Consider the following 16,026-nt stretch of genomic DNA (forward strand, 5'->3'; position numbering starts at 1 on the left):
GACTAGCAGCCGCCGTGCAGCTAATCTGCTAGCTGTGCGGCAGATTATCCACCGTGCGGCTGCCGGTGAGCAGCGACGGGTTCAGGCGTCGCCGTCGAAGAGGCTGGTCACCGAGCCGTCCTCGAAGACCGCCCGGATGGCGCGGGCCAGCAGCGGCGCGATGGAGAGCACCGTCAGCTGCGGGAACTGCTTGTCCTCGCCGATGGGCAGGGTGTTGGTGAAGATGACCTCGCGGGCGCCACAGGTGGACAGCCGCTCGGTGGCCGGGCCGGACAGCACGCCGTGGGTGGCGGCGATGATGACGTCCTTGGCCCCGGCGTCGCGCAGCACCTGCACGGCGCTGGCGATGGTGCCGCCGGTGTCGATCATGTCGTCGATGAGGATGCAGGTGCGGCCCTCGACGTCGCCGACCACGCGGTTGGCCTTGACCTGGTTGGGCACCCGCGGGTCACGGGTCTTGTGCACGAACGCGATGGGCACGCCGCCGAGGGTGTCGGCCCACTTCTCCGCCTGGCGGACCCGCCCGGAGTCGGGGGAGACCACGGTGACGTTCTCGTCGGGGTACTTGCTGGTGACGTACTCCGAGAGCAGCGAGGTGGCCAGCAGGTGGTCCACCGGGCCGTCGAAGAAGCCCTGGATCTGTGCGGTGTGCAGGTCCACGGTCATGATGCGGTCCGCGCCGGCGGTCTTGAACATGTCCGCGATGAGGCGGGCCGAGATCGGCTCCCGGCCGCGGTGCTTCTTGTCCTGCCGGGCGTAGGGGTAGAACGGCATGATCACGGTGATCCGCTTGGCGGAGGCGCGCTTGAGCGCGTCGACCATGATCAGTTGCTCCATCAGCCAGGTGTTGATGGGCGCGCAGTGGCTCTGCAGGACGAAGGCGTCACACCCACGCACCGACTCCTCGAAGCGCACGAAGATCTCGCCGTTGGCGAAGTCCCGGGCGGTCTGCGGAGTGATGGAGACCCCCAGCTGCTCGGCAACCTGGTCGGCCAGCTCGGGGTGCGCGCGCCCGGCAAAAAACATCAGGTTCTTCTTGGGCGTTGCGGGCATAGCGCTCACAGAGCTTCGCCGTCCTTAGGAGTTGAGAGGGTGGGGGTGGTGGGGGTCTGTGGTGCTGCTGCGGTGGCGCGGGTGGCCTCGGCGGCCTGCGCGGCTGCGGTGCCGGGGCGCTTGCGGGCGACCCAGCCCTCGATGTTGCGCTGGCGGCCCCCGGAGACGGCGAGCGCTCCCGGCGGCACGTCCTGGCTGACCACGGTGCCCGCGCCCGTGTAGGCGCCGTCGCCCACCCGCACCGGGGCGATGAACATGGTGTCGGAGCCGGTGCGGACGTGCGAGCCGATCTCGGTGCGGCTCTTGCTCACGCCGTCGTAGTTGACGAACACGCTGGAGGCGCCGATGTTGCTGTGCTCGCCCACGGTGGCGTCGCCGACGTAGGTCAGGTGCGGGACCTTGGAGCCGGCGCCGATGCTGGCGTTCTTGGTCTCCACGAAGGTGCCGATCTTGCCGGCCGCGCCCAGCACGGTGCCGGGGCGCAGGTAGGCGAACGGGCCCACCGTGGCGTCCGCGCCGATCACGGCCTCGCTGCCATGGGTGCGCACCACCGAGGCGTTCGCCCCCACGCGCACGTCGGTGAGGGTGGTGTCCGGCCCCACCTGAGCGCCGGTGTCCACCCGGGTGCGCCCGTGCAGCTGCACCCCGGGGTGCAGCTGCACGTCAGGGGCCAGCTCGACGGTGACGTCCAGCCAGGTGGTGGCGGGGTCGACCACGGTCACGCCGGCGCGCATCCAGCGCGCCAGCACCCGCCGGTTGAGCTCCGCGCCCAGCTGGGACAGCTGCACCTTGTCGTTGACGCCGGCCACCAGCCAGTCGTCGGTGACGGCCAGCCCGGCCACCCGGTGGCCGTCCGTGCGGGCGCCGTGCACCAGGTCGGTCAGGTACAGCTCGCCCTGGGAGTTGTTGGTGTCCAGCCGACCCAGCCCGGTGCGCAGCACGGCCGCGTCGAAGGCGTACACACCGGAGTTGACCTCGGTGACCGCCAGCTGCTCCGGGGAGGCGTCCTTGTGCTCCACGATGGAGCTGACCTGCCCGGTGTCGTCGCGCAGCACCCGGCCGTAGCCGGTGGGGTCGGACAGGTGGGTGGTGAGCACGGTGACCGCGGCGTCCTGCTCGGTGTGCGCGGCGAGCAGCTCGCGCAGCGTCGCGGTGTCCAGCAGCGGCACGTCGGCGTAGGTCACCACCACGGTCCCGGTGAGGTCGGCGGGCAGCTCGGCCAGCGCGCACTGCACGGCGTGGCCGGTGCCGTTCTGCTCGGCCTGCACGGCGGCGGCGACGGGGCGGTCCAGCTCGGCAGCAACATCGGCCACCGCCGCGCCGACCCGTTCGCGGTCGTGCCCGACCACGGCGACGAGGTGGCGGGGGGAGAGCCCGGCCGCGGCGTGCAGGGAGTGCGCGAGCAGGCTGCGCCCGCCCACCTGGTGCAGCACCTTCGGCAGGCTGGAGCGCATCCGCGTCCCGGCTCCGGCAGCCAGCACCACCACTGCGGCGGGTTCGGCGGATGGACCAGTGCGCATGCGTTCAGCCTGCATACCCGTAGAAGCTCCTCACGACAGTCTGGGGTCACACCGCACGGGCCACCGCACGCGGGTCGGCCGAGGCCAACCACTCGCAGTGATCCTACGGCCCGCCCGGTGCCGGGCAGGCGTCGCTCCGCCGCCAGGATTCGAACCTGAACCATCTGAACCAAAATCAGAGGTGCTGCCTTTACACCACGGCGGAAAGCGTGCCCGACGATGGTCTCACGAGCGGAGCCCTGGGCGGACACGGCCATGGTCGGCGGCGGCGGTGGATAGGCTCGGCTGGCCAAGTGGTCACTGGTGACGCGGGCAGAGTGGAGCATCGTGTCAGCTGAGCAGCACCTCCCCCCGCCCGTCCGGGCCCGGATGACCGGTTTGCAGCGCCGTGCGCAGCTTGTGGACGTCGCCCGTGCCCTCTTCGCCGAGCGCGGCTACGCCGCGACGTCGGTGGAGGAGATCGCGCTGCGTGCCGGGGTGAGCAAGCCGGTGGTGTACGGCCACTTCGGTGGCAAGGACGGCATCTACGGCGTGGTGGTGGAGCAGGAGACCCAGGAGCTGCTGCGGCGGATCAGCACCGCGCTGTCGGTCGGGCAGCCGCGGGTGCGCTCGGCCGCGCACCCGCGGGTGCGCCTGGAGCAGGCGGCCATGGCGCTGCTCACCTACGTGGAGGAGTGCACCGACGGCTTCCGCGTGCTGGTGCGGGACTCACCGCCGTTCACCCTCGCCGGCCACTTCTCCGGGCTGCTCAACGACGTGGCCAGCCAGGTGGAGCACATCCTGGGTCACGAGTTCGCCGAGCGCGGCTACCCGCGGCAGATGGCGCGGATGTACTCGCAGTCGCTGGTGGGCATGGTGGCGCTGACGGCGCAGTGGTGGTTGGACGAGCGGGTGCCGGACAAGCAGGCGGTGGCCGCGCACCTGGTGAACCTGTGCTGGAACGGGCTGGCGCACCTGGAGAGCACCCCGCGGCTGCGGGTGACCTGAGCGCCGCTGCTCATCCGGCGCCAGGCCGTCTGACCAGGCATTCTCTGCTCCATGGGTCACAGGATCACGGTGCTGGGCACCGGGTACCTGGGCGCCACCCACGCGGCGAGCATGGCCGAGCTGGGCCACGACGTGCTCGGGGTGGACGTGGACCCCGGCAAGGTGGCCAAGCTCAACGACGGCGAGGTCCCGTTCTACGAGCCCGGGCTGCAACAGATCCTGCAGGCGCACCTGGCCGGTGGCCGGCTGCGGTTCACCGGCTCCTACGCCGAGGCCGCCGCCTGGGGCGACGTGCACTTCCTCACCGTCGGCACCCCGCAGAAGACCGGCGAGCTCTCCGCCGACCTGACGGCCGTGGAGGCGGTGATCGACTCGCTGGCCCCGCTGCTCACCACGCCGGCGGTGGTCCTCGGCAAGTCCACCGTGCCGGTGGGCACCGCCGCCGTCCTCGGTGCGCGGCTGCGCGCGGTGGCCCCGGCCGGCGACGAGGTGGAGCTGGCGTGGAACCCCGAGTTCCTCCGGGAGGGCTTCGCCGTGCAGGACACCATCCACCCCGACCGGCTGGTCCTCGGCGTCGACGCGGACCGCCCGGGCACCGCGGAGCAGCTGACCCGGGAGATCTACGCCCGGCTGCTGGCCGAGGACGTCCCGCTGCTGGTCACCGACCTGGCCACCGCCGAGCTGGCGAAGGTCGCCGCCAACGCCTTCCTGGCCACCAAGATCTCCTTCATCAACGCCATCGCCGACGTCTGCGAGGCCGCCGGCGCGGACGTGGTGCGGCTGGCCGACGCCATCGGCTACGACGACCGCATCGGCCGCCGCTTCCTCAACGCCGGCATCGGGTTCGGCGGCGGCTGCCTGCCCAAGGACATCCGGGCGTTCATGGCCCGTGCCGGCGAGCTGGGCGTGGGCCACGCCATGGCCTTCCTGCGCGAGGTGGACAACGTCAACATGAGCCGCCGCGCCGCCATGGTCGAGCGCACCCGCCTCGCCGTCGGGGGCTCGCTGCTCGGCGCCCGGGTGGCGGTGCTGGGGGCGGCGTTCAAGCCCGACTCCGACGACGTGCGTGACTCGCCGGCGCTGAACGTGGCCGGGCAGATGCAGCTGCAGGGCGCCGCGGTGAGCGTGTACGACCCCAAGGCGACGGAGAGCTGCCGGCGGGTGTTCCCCACGCTCACCTACGCGACCACCGCGCTGGAGGCCTGCACCCGCGCCGACGCGGTGCTCGTGCTGACGGAGTGGGAGGAGTTCCGCCAGCTCGTCCCGGAGTCCCTCGCCGGCCAGGTCGGCGCCAGGGTCGTCATCGACGGCCGCAACTGCCTGGACCCGGCCCGCTGGCGGGCGGCGGGGTGGACCTACCTCGGAGTGGGCCGGCCCTGAGCCGGGGCCCTCAGCCGCCGGTGGGGGTGACCCGCAGCAGCTCGTCCCCGGAGCCGTTGTCGGTGGTGAGGTAGAGGGCGCCGTCGGGGCCCTGCTGCACCGAGCGCAGCCGCCCGTGGGTGCCGTCCAGCTCGGGCAGCTGGACCACGTCGCTCACCTGGCCTGCGGGGTCCAGCCGCAGCACCAGCGCCTGCTGGCCCTTGAGCGCGGCCACCACCAGCCCGCCCTCCAGCGGGCCCCACTGCGCGCCGGTGAGGAAGGTGGCGCCGGAGACCGCCTCGGTGGGATCGCCGGAGGACCACAGCGCGGCCACCGCGTCCGGGAAGCGTGTGGTGTCGGTCATCGGCACCGACTCGTCGTAGCTGGTCTCGGTGCCGCCCTGGCTGGGGTCCCACCCGTAGTTGGCGCCCGCGCGCAGCAGGTTCACCTCGTCGTCCACGTCCGGCCCGTGCTCGGCGGTGTACACCTGCCCGCTGCCCGGACGCACCGCGACGCCCTGCAGGTTGCGGTGGCCGTAGGTCCACACGTAGGGGTGCTCGGGCAGCGGGGCGCCGGGCAGGGCGGCGCCCGTGGCCAGGTCGGCGCGCAGGGTCTTGCCACCCAGCGAGCCCAGGTCCTGGGCCACGCCGGCGCGGGCGGTGTCGCCGGTGGCGACCAGCAGCTCGCCGGCGGGACCCAGCGCGAGCCGGCAGCCGGAGTGGCGCCCCGAGGGGTTGAGCGGGATGCCGGACAGCAGCGGGTCACCGACCCGGGTCGCGCTCGCGCCGTCGGCGGACAGCTGCCAGGTGCTCACCCGCACGTCCACCGCTCGCTCGTCCTGGGCGTGGGCGTGGCAGGTGGAGAACTGCCGGCTGGCGGCGAAGTCGGGGTGCACCAGCAGGCCCATCAGGCCCGCCTCGCCGCGGGCGTGGACGTCGGAGAGGTCGGCGCGCACCGCGGTGGTGACGCCGTCGCGCACCAGCTGCAGGCGCCCTGCCCGCTCGGTCACCAGCATCGACCCGTCCGGCAGGAACCCCACGTCCCAGGGGTGTTCCAGCCCGGCGGCCACGGTCTGCACCTGCAGCGCGGGGGTGCCGGGCGGCGGCGGGGCCGGGGGCGCGGTCGGCTCGGTGGTGCAGGCGCTCAGCAGCAGCACGGTGCCGAGCGTCCACGTGATCACCCTGGGTAGCTGCACCACGTCAGTCTCACGGTCGCTGCTGTTGATCGCCAGGGGAGCCGGTGGCACCCGTCAAAGCCCCAGTACCGTGCAGCCCGGCCTAAACTTGAGGTGAGGCACCGCCCGGGTCGCGCAGATTCGGCGGTGGCCTGCCGTGCTCGCTGAACTACCTCTGGAGCTCCTCGTTGTCTGCACCGCTCGCCGGTCTGCTCGCCACTGCCCTTCCTGACTCCGCGCTGCAGGCGGTCACCGAGGCCGTCGGCACCGCCCACCTGGAGCTCGAGGGCCCCAGCTCCGCCCGCCCGTTCGTCGTCGGCGCCCTCGCCCAGCAGGTGCCCGTGCTGGTGGTCACCGCCACCGGCCGCGAGGCCGAGGACCTGGGTGCCTCGCTCACCGAGATGCTCGGCGAGCACCGGGTGGCGCTGTTCCCCTCCTGGGAGACCCTGCCGCACGAGCGGCTGTCCCCGCGCGCGGACACCGTGGGCCGGCGCCTGCAGACGCTGCGCCACCTGGCCCACCCGGAGGAGAACCCCGGGGGCGAGCCGCTGCAGGTGGTGATCACCACCGTGCGCAGCCTGGTCCAGCCGATGGCGGTGGGGCTGGGCGAGATGGAGCCGGTGCGGATGAAGGTGGGCGAGGAGCACAGCTTCGACGGCGTGGTGCAGCGCCTGGTCGAGCTGGCCTACGCCCGGGTGGACATGGTGGGCAAGCGCGGTGAGTTCGCCATCCGCGGCGGCATCCTGGACGTCTTCCCGCCCACCTGTGACCACCCGGTGCGGGTGGAGTTCTGGGGCGACGAGGTGAGCGAGCTGCGCGCCTTCGCGGTGGCCGACCAGCGCTCCCTGGACGACGTCGAGGTCGCCGTGCTGGAGGCGCCGGGCTGCCGGGAGATGCTGCTCACCGCCGACGTGCGGGAGCGGGCCCGTGCGCTGGCCGCCGACCACGCCGAGGACGCCGCCCTCACCGAGATGCTGGAGAAGCTGGCCGACGGCATCCCGGTGGAGGGCATGGAGGCCCTGCTGCCGGTGCTGCTGCCCGGCCAGCTGGAGCTGCTCACCGACGCGATGCCCACCGGCTCGCACGTGCTGCTGTGCGACCCGGAGAAGATCCGCACCCGCGCCCACGACCTGGTGCGCACCGGCCAGGAGTTCCTGGAGGCGTCCTGGACGGCGGCCTCGGTGGGGGCCGCCGCCCCGCTGGACCCCAAGGGGCTGAACCTGGGCGCCTCGGCCTACCGCGGCCTGGACGAGGTGCGCGAGAACGCCCAGCAGCACGGCACCCCGTGGTGGACGCTGAGCCCGCTGCTGTCCGGGCGCGAGGGCTCCGGCGCGCTCACTCTGGACGTCACCGCCGTCAAGCCCGCCCGCGGGCTGGAGCCGGAGATCGCCGCCACCTTCGCCATGCTGCGCGCCCACTGCGCCTCCGGAGGCGCCGCCGCCGTGGTGGTCGCCGGCGCCGGCACGGCCCAGCGGGTGCTGGAGCGGCTGGTGGAGGCCGAGGTGTCGGCCGTGCGCGGCGAGCCCGGTGCCGCCCCCGAGCCCGGCCACGTCACCGTGCTCTGCGGCAGCCTCTCCGACGGCGTGGTGCTGCCCGGCGTCCGGCTGGTGGTGGTCTCGGAGTCCGACCTCACCGGCAACCGGGCCGCCTCCACCACCGACGGCCGCCGGCTGCCCGCCAAGCGGCGCAACCAGGTGGATCCGCTCGCCCTGCACGCCGGTGACCTGGTGGTGCACGACCAGCACGGCATCGGCAAGTTCGTGGAGATGGTGGAGCGCACGGTCGGCGGCGCCCGCCGGGAGTACCTGGTTGTGGAGTACGCGCCCAGCAAGCGCGGCCACCCCGGCGACCGGCTGTTCGTCCCGATGGACTCCCTGGACCAGCTCTCCCGCTACGTCGGTGGCGAGCTGCCCGCGCTGAGCAAGCTGGGCGGCTCGGACTGGGCGCACACCAAGCGCAAGGCCCGCAAGGCCGTCCGGGAGATCGCGGCCGAGCTGGTGCAGCTCTACGCCGCCCGCCAGGCCGCCCCCGGCCACGCCTTCGGCCCGGACACCCCGTGGCAGCGGGAGATGGAGGACGCGTTCCCCTTCACCGAGACCGTGGACCAGATGACCGCCATCAACGAGGTCAAGTCCGACATGGAGAAGCCGGTCCCGATGGACCGGGTGATCTGCGGCGACGTCGGCTACGGCAAGACCGAGATCGCGGTGCGCGCGGCGTTCAAGGCGGTGCAGGACGGCAAGCAGGTCGCCGTGCTCGCGCCCACCACCCTGCTGTCGCAGCAGCACCTGCAGACCTTCACCGAGCGGATGACGGGCTTCCCGGTCACCGTGCGCGGGCTGTCCCGCTTCACCGACCCCAAGGAGGCCAAGGAGACCTTGGCCGGCCTGGCCGACGGCAGCGTGGACATCGTGGTGGGCACGCACCGGCTGCTGCAGACCGGCGTGCAGTGGAAGGACCTCGGCCTGGTGGTGGTGGACGAGGAGCAGCGCTTCGGCGTGGAGCACAAGGAGCACATCAAGGCGATGCGCACCGCGGTGGACGTGCTCACCATGTCCGCCACCCCCATCCCGCGCACGCTGGAGATGAGCCTGGCCGGCATCCGCGAGATGTCCACCATCCTCACCCCGCCCGAGGAGCGGCACCCGATCCTCACCTACGTCGGCGCCTACGACGACAAGCAGGTCGCCGCCGCGGTGCGCCGCGAGCTGCTCCGCGACGGCCAGGTGTTCTACGTGCACAACCGGGTGTCCTCGATCGACAAGGCGGCCAAGCGCATCCGTGACCTGGTGCCGGAGGCCCGGGTGGCCGTGGCGCACGGGCAGATGAACGAGGACGTGCTGGAGAAGACCGTCGAGGGCTTCTGGAACCGCGAGCACGACGTGCTGGTGTGCACCACCATCATCGAGACCGGGCTGGACATCTCCAACGCCAACACGCTGCTGGTGGAGCGGGCCGACGCCCTCGGCCTGAGCCAGCTGCACCAGCTGCGGGGCCGCGTGGGCCGCAGCCGTGACCGGGGCTACGCCTACTTCCTGTACCCGCCGGAGAAGCCGCTCACCGAGACCGCCTACGACCGGCTCGCCACCATCGCGCAGAACTCCGAGCTGGGCGCCGGCATGGCGGTGGCCATGAAGGACCTGGAGATCCGCGGCGCGGGCAACGTGCTCGGCGCCGAGCAGTCCGGGCACGTCGCCGGCGTCGGCTTCGACCTCTACATCCGGCTGGTGGGCGAGGCGGTGGAGGCCTACCGCGCCGCCGCCGACGGCCACGCCATCCCCACCGCCGAGGAGGTCAAGGAGGTGCGGGTGGACCTGCCGGTGGACGCGCACATCCCCCCGGACTACGTGGACTCCGACCGACTGCGCCTGGAGGCCTACCGCAAGCTGGCCGAGGCGCAGGACGAGGACGCCCTGGCCGGCCTGCAGGAGGAGCTGGTGGACCGCTACGGCCCGCCGCCGGAGCCGGTGCACAACCTCTTCGCGGTGGCCCGGCTGCGGTTGCTGTGCCGGCACTACTCGGTGACCGAGGTGACCGTCACCGGCACCCAGCTGCGGCTGTCGCCGCTGCCGCTGGCCGACTCCCAGCAGGTCCGGCTCAAGCGGCTCTACCCGAGCGCCCAGCACAAGCCGACCACCCACCTGGTGCAGCTGCCGCTGCCCCGCTCCGGCAGTGGTGGGATCGGGGCAGAGCGGTTGCGCGACACCGAGCTGCTGCAGTTCGTGGCGGACCTGCTGCTGCAGCTGGACGGCAAGCCCGCCGGCATGGTCAGTGTGACCCCGGCCACTGCTGCAGTGGGTTGAGGTGTGTGGCACCGTGGCGCCCGTGACCGTCTCCCAGCCCGTGCGGGCACCCCGCCGCCGGACCGCTCTTGCTCTCGCCGCTGCTGCCGCCGCCCTGGTCGTGACCGGCTGTGGGGGAGGCCCGGCGCTGCCCGGCGCCGCGGCCACCGTCGGCGACGCCCGCATCAGCGTGGAGCAGCTGCAGTCCCAGGTGGACTCGGTGCTCACCTTCCGCGGTGGACCCGAGAACGCCGCGGTGCGCGACCAGCTGCCCACGATCACCCAGCAGGTGCTCTCCGGGGAGGTCCAGCGCGCCCTGGTCGCCCGGGCGGTGCAGCGCACCAACCTGCCGGTGGACGAGCAGGCGATCGCTGACCAGGTGGCCAGGATCGACCCCAAGGTGCTGGACGGGCAGGGCGTCACCTTCATCACGCCGCAGACGCTGCCGCAGTTCGTCCACGACCAGCTGGTCATCGCCCAGCTGGGCGCCACCTCCTGGGACAGCCTCGCCGTGGTCGCCGACCTCACCACCGCCACCGACCAGGCCGACGCGGAGGCCAAGGCCCGGCGGATGGCGGAGAGCCCGGAGTCCTCCCGCGCCGTGGTGGACGAGGCGAAGGCCCAGGGCCAGCAGACCCAGGTCGGCTACCCGCTGAGCCCGGCGGTGCTGGAGGGACTGGCGGGCAGCCCGCTGTTCGCCGCCGCCGAGGGCAGCGGCATCGCCTTCCGGCTGGACCAGCAGTGGCAGGCCGCACGCATCGTCAGCCGCACCACCACCGCGCCGAAGACCACCTCCGCCGACGCCGTGGACGCCAGCCAGGCCCAGGCCAGCTCCACCTACGCCCTGGGCGTCACCCTGCTGCAGGAGCTGGCCGGCAACCCCGAGGTGCGGGTGAATCCCCGCTACGGCACCTGGGACCCGTACCAGGGCCAGGTGGTCAACGAGTCCGACCCGCGCTCCGTCGTCTTCAGCCCGCGGTCGTGAGCGCGCCCGACCCCGGGCAGGCGCCGACCGTGGTGCTGCTCGACCCGCTGCGCCCCGACGACGTGCCCGCGGCGGCGCTGGCCCTGCTGCGCGGCCCGGTCAGCTGCACCCCCGACGTGCCCGACGCCGTGCGGGCGGCGTGCACCGTGGTGGCCGACGCCCCCGTGCTGGTCAGCTCCGACGAGGCCCACCCGCAGGTGCTGCAGCGGCGGGCGGCCGGTGCTGCGGTGGTGCGCAGCCACCCGCCCACCGGGTCCCAGCTGCTGGAGGCGGTGGCGGTGATGGACCGCCTGCGCTCGCCCGGCGGCTGCCCGTGGGACGCCGAGCAGACCCACGACTCGCTGCGCCGCTACCTGGTGGAGGAGTGCTACGAGCTGCTGGACGCGCTGGACTCCGGTGCGCCCGTGCACGTGGTCGAGGAGCTGGGCGACGTGCTGCTGCAGGTGCTCTTCCACGCCCGCGTGGCCGCCGAGCAGCCCGCCGCCGACGGTGGCTTCGACATCGACGACGTGGCGCGGGCCCTGGTGGTCAAGCTGGTGCACCGCCATCCCCACGTGTTCGCCGACCCCGCCCACGGCGCGGTGGAGCGGGTGGCCGACTCCGCGGCGCAGCAGCTGCGCTGGGAGGAGCTCAAGGCGGTGGAGAAGCGCCGCGACTCGGCGGTGGAGGGGGTGGCCACCGGTCAGCCCGCGCTGGCCCTGGCGGCCAAGATGGTCTCCCGCGCCACCCGCGCCGGTCTGCCCGCCGACCTGGTGCCCGCCGAGCTGGCGGCGGTGGGCGGCGGTGACGCCGAGGACACCCTGCGCCGGGCAGCGCTGCGCTTCGCCGCGCAGGTGCGGACGGCCGAGAGCGCCGCGCGCGGCGACGGCGTCGACCCCGCGGCGCTGTCCGAGCCCGACTGGCGGCGGTACTGGGCCTGGGCCCAGACACGGGTGACTCAGCCGAACAGCGTGGAGCCCCAGTAGTCGGTGCTGCCCAGCCCCGGTGGGCAGGCGAACACGGCGGAGCCGTTGTGCTCCAGGTACTCGGTCATCGCGTCCCTGCTGGCCAGCGCCAGCTGCATCGGCACGAACTGCGTCTGCGGGTTGCGGCAGCAGGCCAGGAAGAACAGGCCCGCGTCGAGGTGCCCCACCCCGTCGGAGCCGTCGGTGAAGTTGTAGCCGCGGCGCAGCAGCTGGATGCCGCCGAGCTCCTCGGCCGAGGCCAGCCGCACGTGTGAGTCCACCGGGATGACCGGCCCCCGCGAGTCGCGGATGCCCAGGTCGACGGGGTCGAACTCGTCCACCTGGCCCAGCGGTGCCCCCGAGCCCTTGGTGCGCCCCACGATGGTCTCCTGCTCCTTCAGCGAGGAGCGGTCCCAGGTCTCGATCTGCATCCGGATGCGCCGCGCCACCAGGTAGGTCCCGCCGCTGAGCCAGGCCGGTCCGTCGCCGGGCTGCACCCACACGTGCTGGTCCAGGGCTGCCGGGTCCTCCGCCTTGAGGTTGCGGGTGCCGTCCTTGAACCCGAACAGGTTGCGGGGGGTGGCCTGCGTGGTGGAGGTGGAGGAGGTGCGCCCGAAACCCAGCTGCGACCAGCGCACCGACACCACCCCGAACCCGATGCGGGCCAGGTTGCGGATGGCGTGCACCGCCACCTGCGGGTCGTCGGCGCAGGCCTGGATGGCGAGGTCGCCCCCGCTGCGGGCCGGGTCCAGCTGGTCGTGCGGAAAGCGCGGCAGCTCGGTGAGCGGGTCCGGGCGCTGCCCGGCGATGCCGAAGCGATCCCCCTGGGCGGGGTGCGTGAACAGCGACGGGCCGAAGCCGATGGTGAGGGTGAGCGAGGAGGCGGGCAGGCCCAGTGCCTCGCCGGTGTCCCCGGGCGGGGCGTGGGCCTTGCCGCCGGTGGCGCCGTCCGGCACCGCCTCCTGCCCGGCCGTCATCCGCTCGGCCGCCCGGGTCCACTCCCGCAGCAGGTCCACCAGCTCGGTGCGGGAGTCGGTGGTGACGTCGAAGGCGACGAAGTGCAGCCGGTCCTGCGCCGGGGTGATGATCCCGGCCTGCCTGCTGCCGCGGAAGGCCACCGTGGCGGAGCCCGGCACCGTGGCTCCGCCGGCGGTCTCCCGCCCAGCCACCACCCCTACCCCGGCCGCGGCCACCGCGGCGCCACCGAGCCCCAGCAGCCGGCGCCGGGAGAACCGCCCGCCCGGGGACGGGGTGCTCACTCCGCGACCGTCCCGGCCACGCTGCTCAGCGGCTCCGCCAGCGCGTCCACCTTGTCGGAGAGGTCCTTGACCTGCTCGGGGGTGAGCTGGTCGTAGAGCACGTAGCCGTCCCCGGACTGCAGCGCGGTGAGGGCCTGGTCCACCGCGGTGAAGCGAGCGTCGAGGGTGGGGACCAGGTCGGGGTTGCGCTCCTGCAGCACCGGGCGCAGCGACGCGATCGCGGCCTCGGAGCCGTCGATGTTGGCGCGGAAGTCCCACAGGTCGGTGTGCGAGTAGGCCTCCTCCTCGCCGGTCACCTTGCCGGTGGCCACCTCGTCCAGCAGGGCCTTGGCGCCGTTGGCCATCTCCAGCGCGGAGAGCTCCACGGTGCGGGCCCGGGTGGACACCTCGTTGACGTTGGTCTGCAGCTGGTCGGCCATGGCCACGGAGTCCGGCTGCAGGCCGTCGCGCCACAGGTCGCGCTCCAGGCGGTGCCAGCCGGTGAGCTCCTGGCCGGGTTCCAGGGCGTCCTCGCGGCCGTCGGTGATCGGGTCGAGGTCGCCGAAGCTCTCCGCCACCGGCTCGATGCGCTCCCAGTAGGTGCGGGCCACCGGGTACAGCGTCTTGGCCAGCGCCACGTCACCGGCCTTGACGGCGACGACGAACTCGGCGGTCTTGGCGGTGAGCGCGTCGGCCTGGCTGTTGACGTAGCGCTGGTAGCTGTCGGTGGCGTCGTCCAGCTTGGTGTCGGTGTCGCCCTGCACGGTGTCCCCGCTGACCAGGAAGTCCCCGCGGATGCCGTCGCCGACCATGCCGGGCTTGCAGGCGGTGGTGTAGCTGCCGGCTTGCGGGACCTCCACGATGAGTCGTCGGCTGAGCCCGGGACTGATGTTCTCCACCTCGCCCATGATCCGGTCGCCCTCGGCGTAGAGGTAGAACTCGGTGGTCTTGCTGCCGGTGTTGGTCACCTCGAAGGTGGTGTTGCCGGTGCTCGCGCTGGTGGTGGAGACCTCGCAGGAGCTGTCGCCGGCCTTGACCGAGACCACGCCGTGCGCACTGCTGCCGGCCTTGGCGGTGCACCCGGCCAGGGTGAGCGGCACGAGCACGAGGGCAGTGGCCAGCGAGAGAGGGCGGGCGAGGGGGGTGCGAGGCACGGCTGACACCTTTCGGGGCGGGGGCGCGCTCACGAGCGGAGTGCGGCGGTGGCGGGGGTGGGGGCGGCGCTGCGGGTGGGGCGCAGGAACAGGGTCAGCACGATCACCACGTAGAGCACCCAGACCACCGCCTCGAGCACGGTGGTGGCGGGGGAGAAGTTGAAGATGCCCTTGAGCAGGGTGCCCAGCCAGGAGTCCGGCCGAACGTGGGCGCTGACGTCGAAGGCCAGGGTGTTCAGTCCCTGCAGGATGCCGGCCTCCTGCAGGTCGTGCACGCCGTAGGCGAGGATGCCGGCGGCCACGACGACGAGCAGTACGCCGGTGACGGTGAAGAAGCGGCTGAGGTTGATCCGCACGGCGCCGCGGTACATCAGGTAGCCGAGGACGACCGCCGTCGCGAGGCCGAGGGCGAACCCCAGCAGCGGCTGGGCGGTGCCGCCGTTGGCCGCCTGGACGCTGGAGAAGAAGAACAGCGCCGTCTCCAGGCCCTCCCGGCCGACCGCGAGGAACGCCATCGCGGCCACCGCGACCGGGCCGGCTCGCAGCGCCGTCTCCATGCCCGCCCTGAGCGTGCCGGACAGCGAGCGCGCCGCGGTGCGCATCCACAGCACCATCCAGGTGACGAAGGCGACCGCCACGATGGAGGCGAACCCGCCCACTGCCTCCTGGGCGGTGAAGGACAGCTCGGAGGTGCCGTAGTGCAGGGCCGCGCCCACCGCCACGCTGAGGAGCACGGCCGCGCCGACGCCCAGCCACACCCAGCGCAGAGCGGAGCTGCGGTCGGTCTTGACGAGGAACGCCACCAGGATGAGCACGACGATCGCCGCCTCGAGGCCCTCCCGCAGGCCGATCAACGCGTTGCTGACGAGCATCGACTCTCCCCAGGTGAGGCAAGGCAAGGCTTACCCGAAGGTACCGACGAGGAGGCCGTGCTGCCGGGCGAGCGCGTGCCCACCGGCAGATCAGGCACCATGGTGTGGTGGCGCGCAGAGCTCGACGACGACGATCGATGCGCCCCGTGGTCGGTTCGCTGGCGCTGCTGCTGGTCACCGTGCTGGCGGCCGCGGCGCTCGTCAGCTGGTTCTCCGCCCTCACCAGCTCCAACATGATGGACCGGCGGGTGCGCGCGGAGGCGCCGCCCGCCCCCGGGGCACCGGTGCCCGCCCTCGACCTGGCCCTGCCCGTCGGCGCCCACCCGCAGCTCGCCGAGTGGGCGCAGCGCCTGTCCACGTCCGTCGGAGTGCCCGCCCTGGCGCTGCAGGCCTACGGCTACGCCGCGGCCAGCCAGGCGGCGGCCCGCCCCCAGTGCTCGCTCGGCTGGACCACGCTGGCGGGGATCGGCTCGGTGGAGTCGCGCCACGGCAGCTACGGCGGCGCCCGGCTCGACCTGGCGGGCACGGCCCGGCCGGCCATCATCGGGATCCCGCTGGACGGCTCGCCGGGGGTGCAGGAGATCGCGGACACCGACGAGGGGGTGCTGGACGGCGACACCGCCGTGGACCGGGCGGTCGGGCCCATGCAGTTCATCCCGGAGACCTGGCAGCGGTGGGGAGCCGACGCCAACGGCGACGGGGTGGCCGATCCGAACAACGTCAACGACGCGGCGATGGCAGCGGCCCGCTACCTGTGCTCCACCGGGGCCGACATGGGCTCCGCGGACGGGTGGCGATCAGCGCTGTTCACCTACAACCGGTCGGCGGTCTACGCCAACCAGGTGCTGCAGAACGCGGCCGGCTACGCGGTCGGGGTGGTGGAGTAGCGACGGGGGAGTCGGTGACCAGCACGAATGGTTCGTCGGCGTAACTTAACGGGGGATGGACCGTTGGACTT

General features: G+C 73.1%; 12 protein-coding genes and 1 tRNA gene. 6 read left to right on the forward strand and 7 right to left on the reverse strand.

The genetic code is table 11. The features are described from left to right. Positions 1-81: 81 nt before the first annotated feature. From AC3YO9_RS14730 to AC3YO9_RS14740, 3 genes are all read right to left on the reverse strand, one after another. Complete coding sequence (locus AC3YO9_RS14730; RefSeq protein ID WP_127782159.1) at positions 82-1,053, reverse strand: ribose-phosphate diphosphokinase; 972 nt, start codon at positions 1,051-1,053, stop codon at positions 82-84. Between the two features lie 5 nt (positions 1,054-1,058). Beyond that, the gene (gene glmU / locus AC3YO9_RS14735; protein WP_127782160.1) at positions 1,059-2,573 is read right to left on the reverse strand and encodes a bifunctional UDP-N-acetylglucosamine diphosphorylase/glucosamine-1-phosphate N-acetyltransferase GlmU; all 1,515 of its coding nucleotides are present in this window, start codon (positions 2,571-2,573) and stop codon (positions 1,059-1,061) included. Between the two features lie 134 nt (positions 2,574-2,707). After that, positions 2,708-2,778: transfer RNA gene (locus AC3YO9_RS14740), tRNA-Gln, on the reverse strand. 164 nt (positions 2,779-2,942) lie between these two features. Here AC3YO9_RS14740 and AC3YO9_RS14745 point away from each other — a divergent pair. Next, positions 2,943-3,560 (forward strand): TetR/AcrR family transcriptional regulator, encoded by a 618-nt coding sequence (locus AC3YO9_RS14745; protein ID WP_489984071.1) that lies wholly within the window; start codon positions 2,943-2,945, stop codon positions 3,558-3,560. A gap of 51 nt (positions 3,561-3,611) precedes the next feature. After that, positions 3,612-4,940 (forward strand): UDP-glucose dehydrogenase family protein, encoded by a 1,329-nt coding sequence (locus AC3YO9_RS14750; protein ID WP_489983707.1) that lies wholly within the window; start codon positions 3,612-3,614, stop codon positions 4,938-4,940. Between the two features lie 10 nt (positions 4,941-4,950). Here AC3YO9_RS14750 and AC3YO9_RS14755 read toward each other — a convergent pair whose 3' ends face one another. Next, entirely contained in the window at positions 4,951-6,099 is a 1,149-nt protein-coding gene (locus AC3YO9_RS14755; protein WP_489983708.1) for a PQQ-dependent sugar dehydrogenase, read from the reverse strand. A gap of 182 nt (positions 6,100-6,281) precedes the next feature. Here AC3YO9_RS14755 and mfd point away from each other — a divergent pair, with 182 nt between their 5' ends. From mfd to AC3YO9_RS14770, 3 genes are read left to right on the forward strand one after another with little or no spacing between them, the layout of a single operon-like run. Beyond that, positions 6,282-9,896 carry a transcription-repair coupling factor gene (gene mfd, locus AC3YO9_RS14760; RefSeq protein WP_489983709.1) on the forward strand — a complete coding sequence of 1,205 codons (3,615 nt, stop codon included), beginning with the start codon at positions 6,282-6,284 and terminating at the stop codon, positions 9,894-9,896. Positions 9,897-9,918: 22 nt separating this feature from the next. Beyond that, a complete protein-coding gene (locus AC3YO9_RS14765) occupies positions 9,919-10,860 on the forward strand; it encodes a SurA N-terminal domain-containing protein (RefSeq protein WP_489983710.1) in 942 nt (313 codons plus the stop codon). After that, the gene (locus AC3YO9_RS14770) at positions 10,857-11,825 is read left to right on the forward strand and encodes a nucleoside triphosphate pyrophosphohydrolase (RefSeq protein WP_489983711.1); all 969 of its coding nucleotides are present in this window, start codon (positions 10,857-10,859) and stop codon (positions 11,823-11,825) included. Before AC3YO9_RS14765 ends, AC3YO9_RS14770 begins: the two co-directional genes overlap by 4 nt. Here the strand turns inward: AC3YO9_RS14770 and efeB are convergent. Genes efeB through efeU form a run of 3 tightly spaced genes read right to left on the reverse strand, consistent with a single transcriptional unit; the run spans position 11,798 to position 15,068 of the window. Next, a complete protein-coding gene (gene efeB / locus AC3YO9_RS14775) occupies positions 11,798-13,063 on the reverse strand; it encodes an iron uptake transporter deferrochelatase/peroxidase subunit (RefSeq protein WP_489983712.1) in 1,266 nt (421 codons plus the stop codon). The genes AC3YO9_RS14770 and efeB overlap by 28 nt on opposite strands. Then, entirely contained in the window at positions 13,060-14,196 is a 1,137-nt protein-coding gene (gene efeO / locus AC3YO9_RS14780; RefSeq protein WP_489983713.1) for an iron uptake system protein EfeO, read from the reverse strand. Before efeO ends, efeB begins: the two co-directional genes overlap by 4 nt. 29 nt (positions 14,197-14,225) lie before the next feature. Next, entirely contained in the window at positions 14,226-15,068 is an 843-nt protein-coding gene (gene efeU, locus AC3YO9_RS14785) for an iron uptake transporter permease EfeU (protein WP_489983714.1), read from the reverse strand. A gap of 137 nt (positions 15,069-15,205) precedes the next feature. Here efeU and AC3YO9_RS14790 point away from each other — a divergent pair, with 137 nt between their 5' ends. Next, a complete protein-coding gene (locus tag AC3YO9_RS14790) occupies positions 15,206-15,955 on the forward strand; it encodes a lytic transglycosylase domain-containing protein (RefSeq protein WP_127784646.1) in 750 nt (249 codons plus the stop codon). Positions 15,956-16,026: the final 71 nt, after the last annotated feature.

This window comes from Rhodococcus sp. Z6_132, assembly GCF_058133635.1.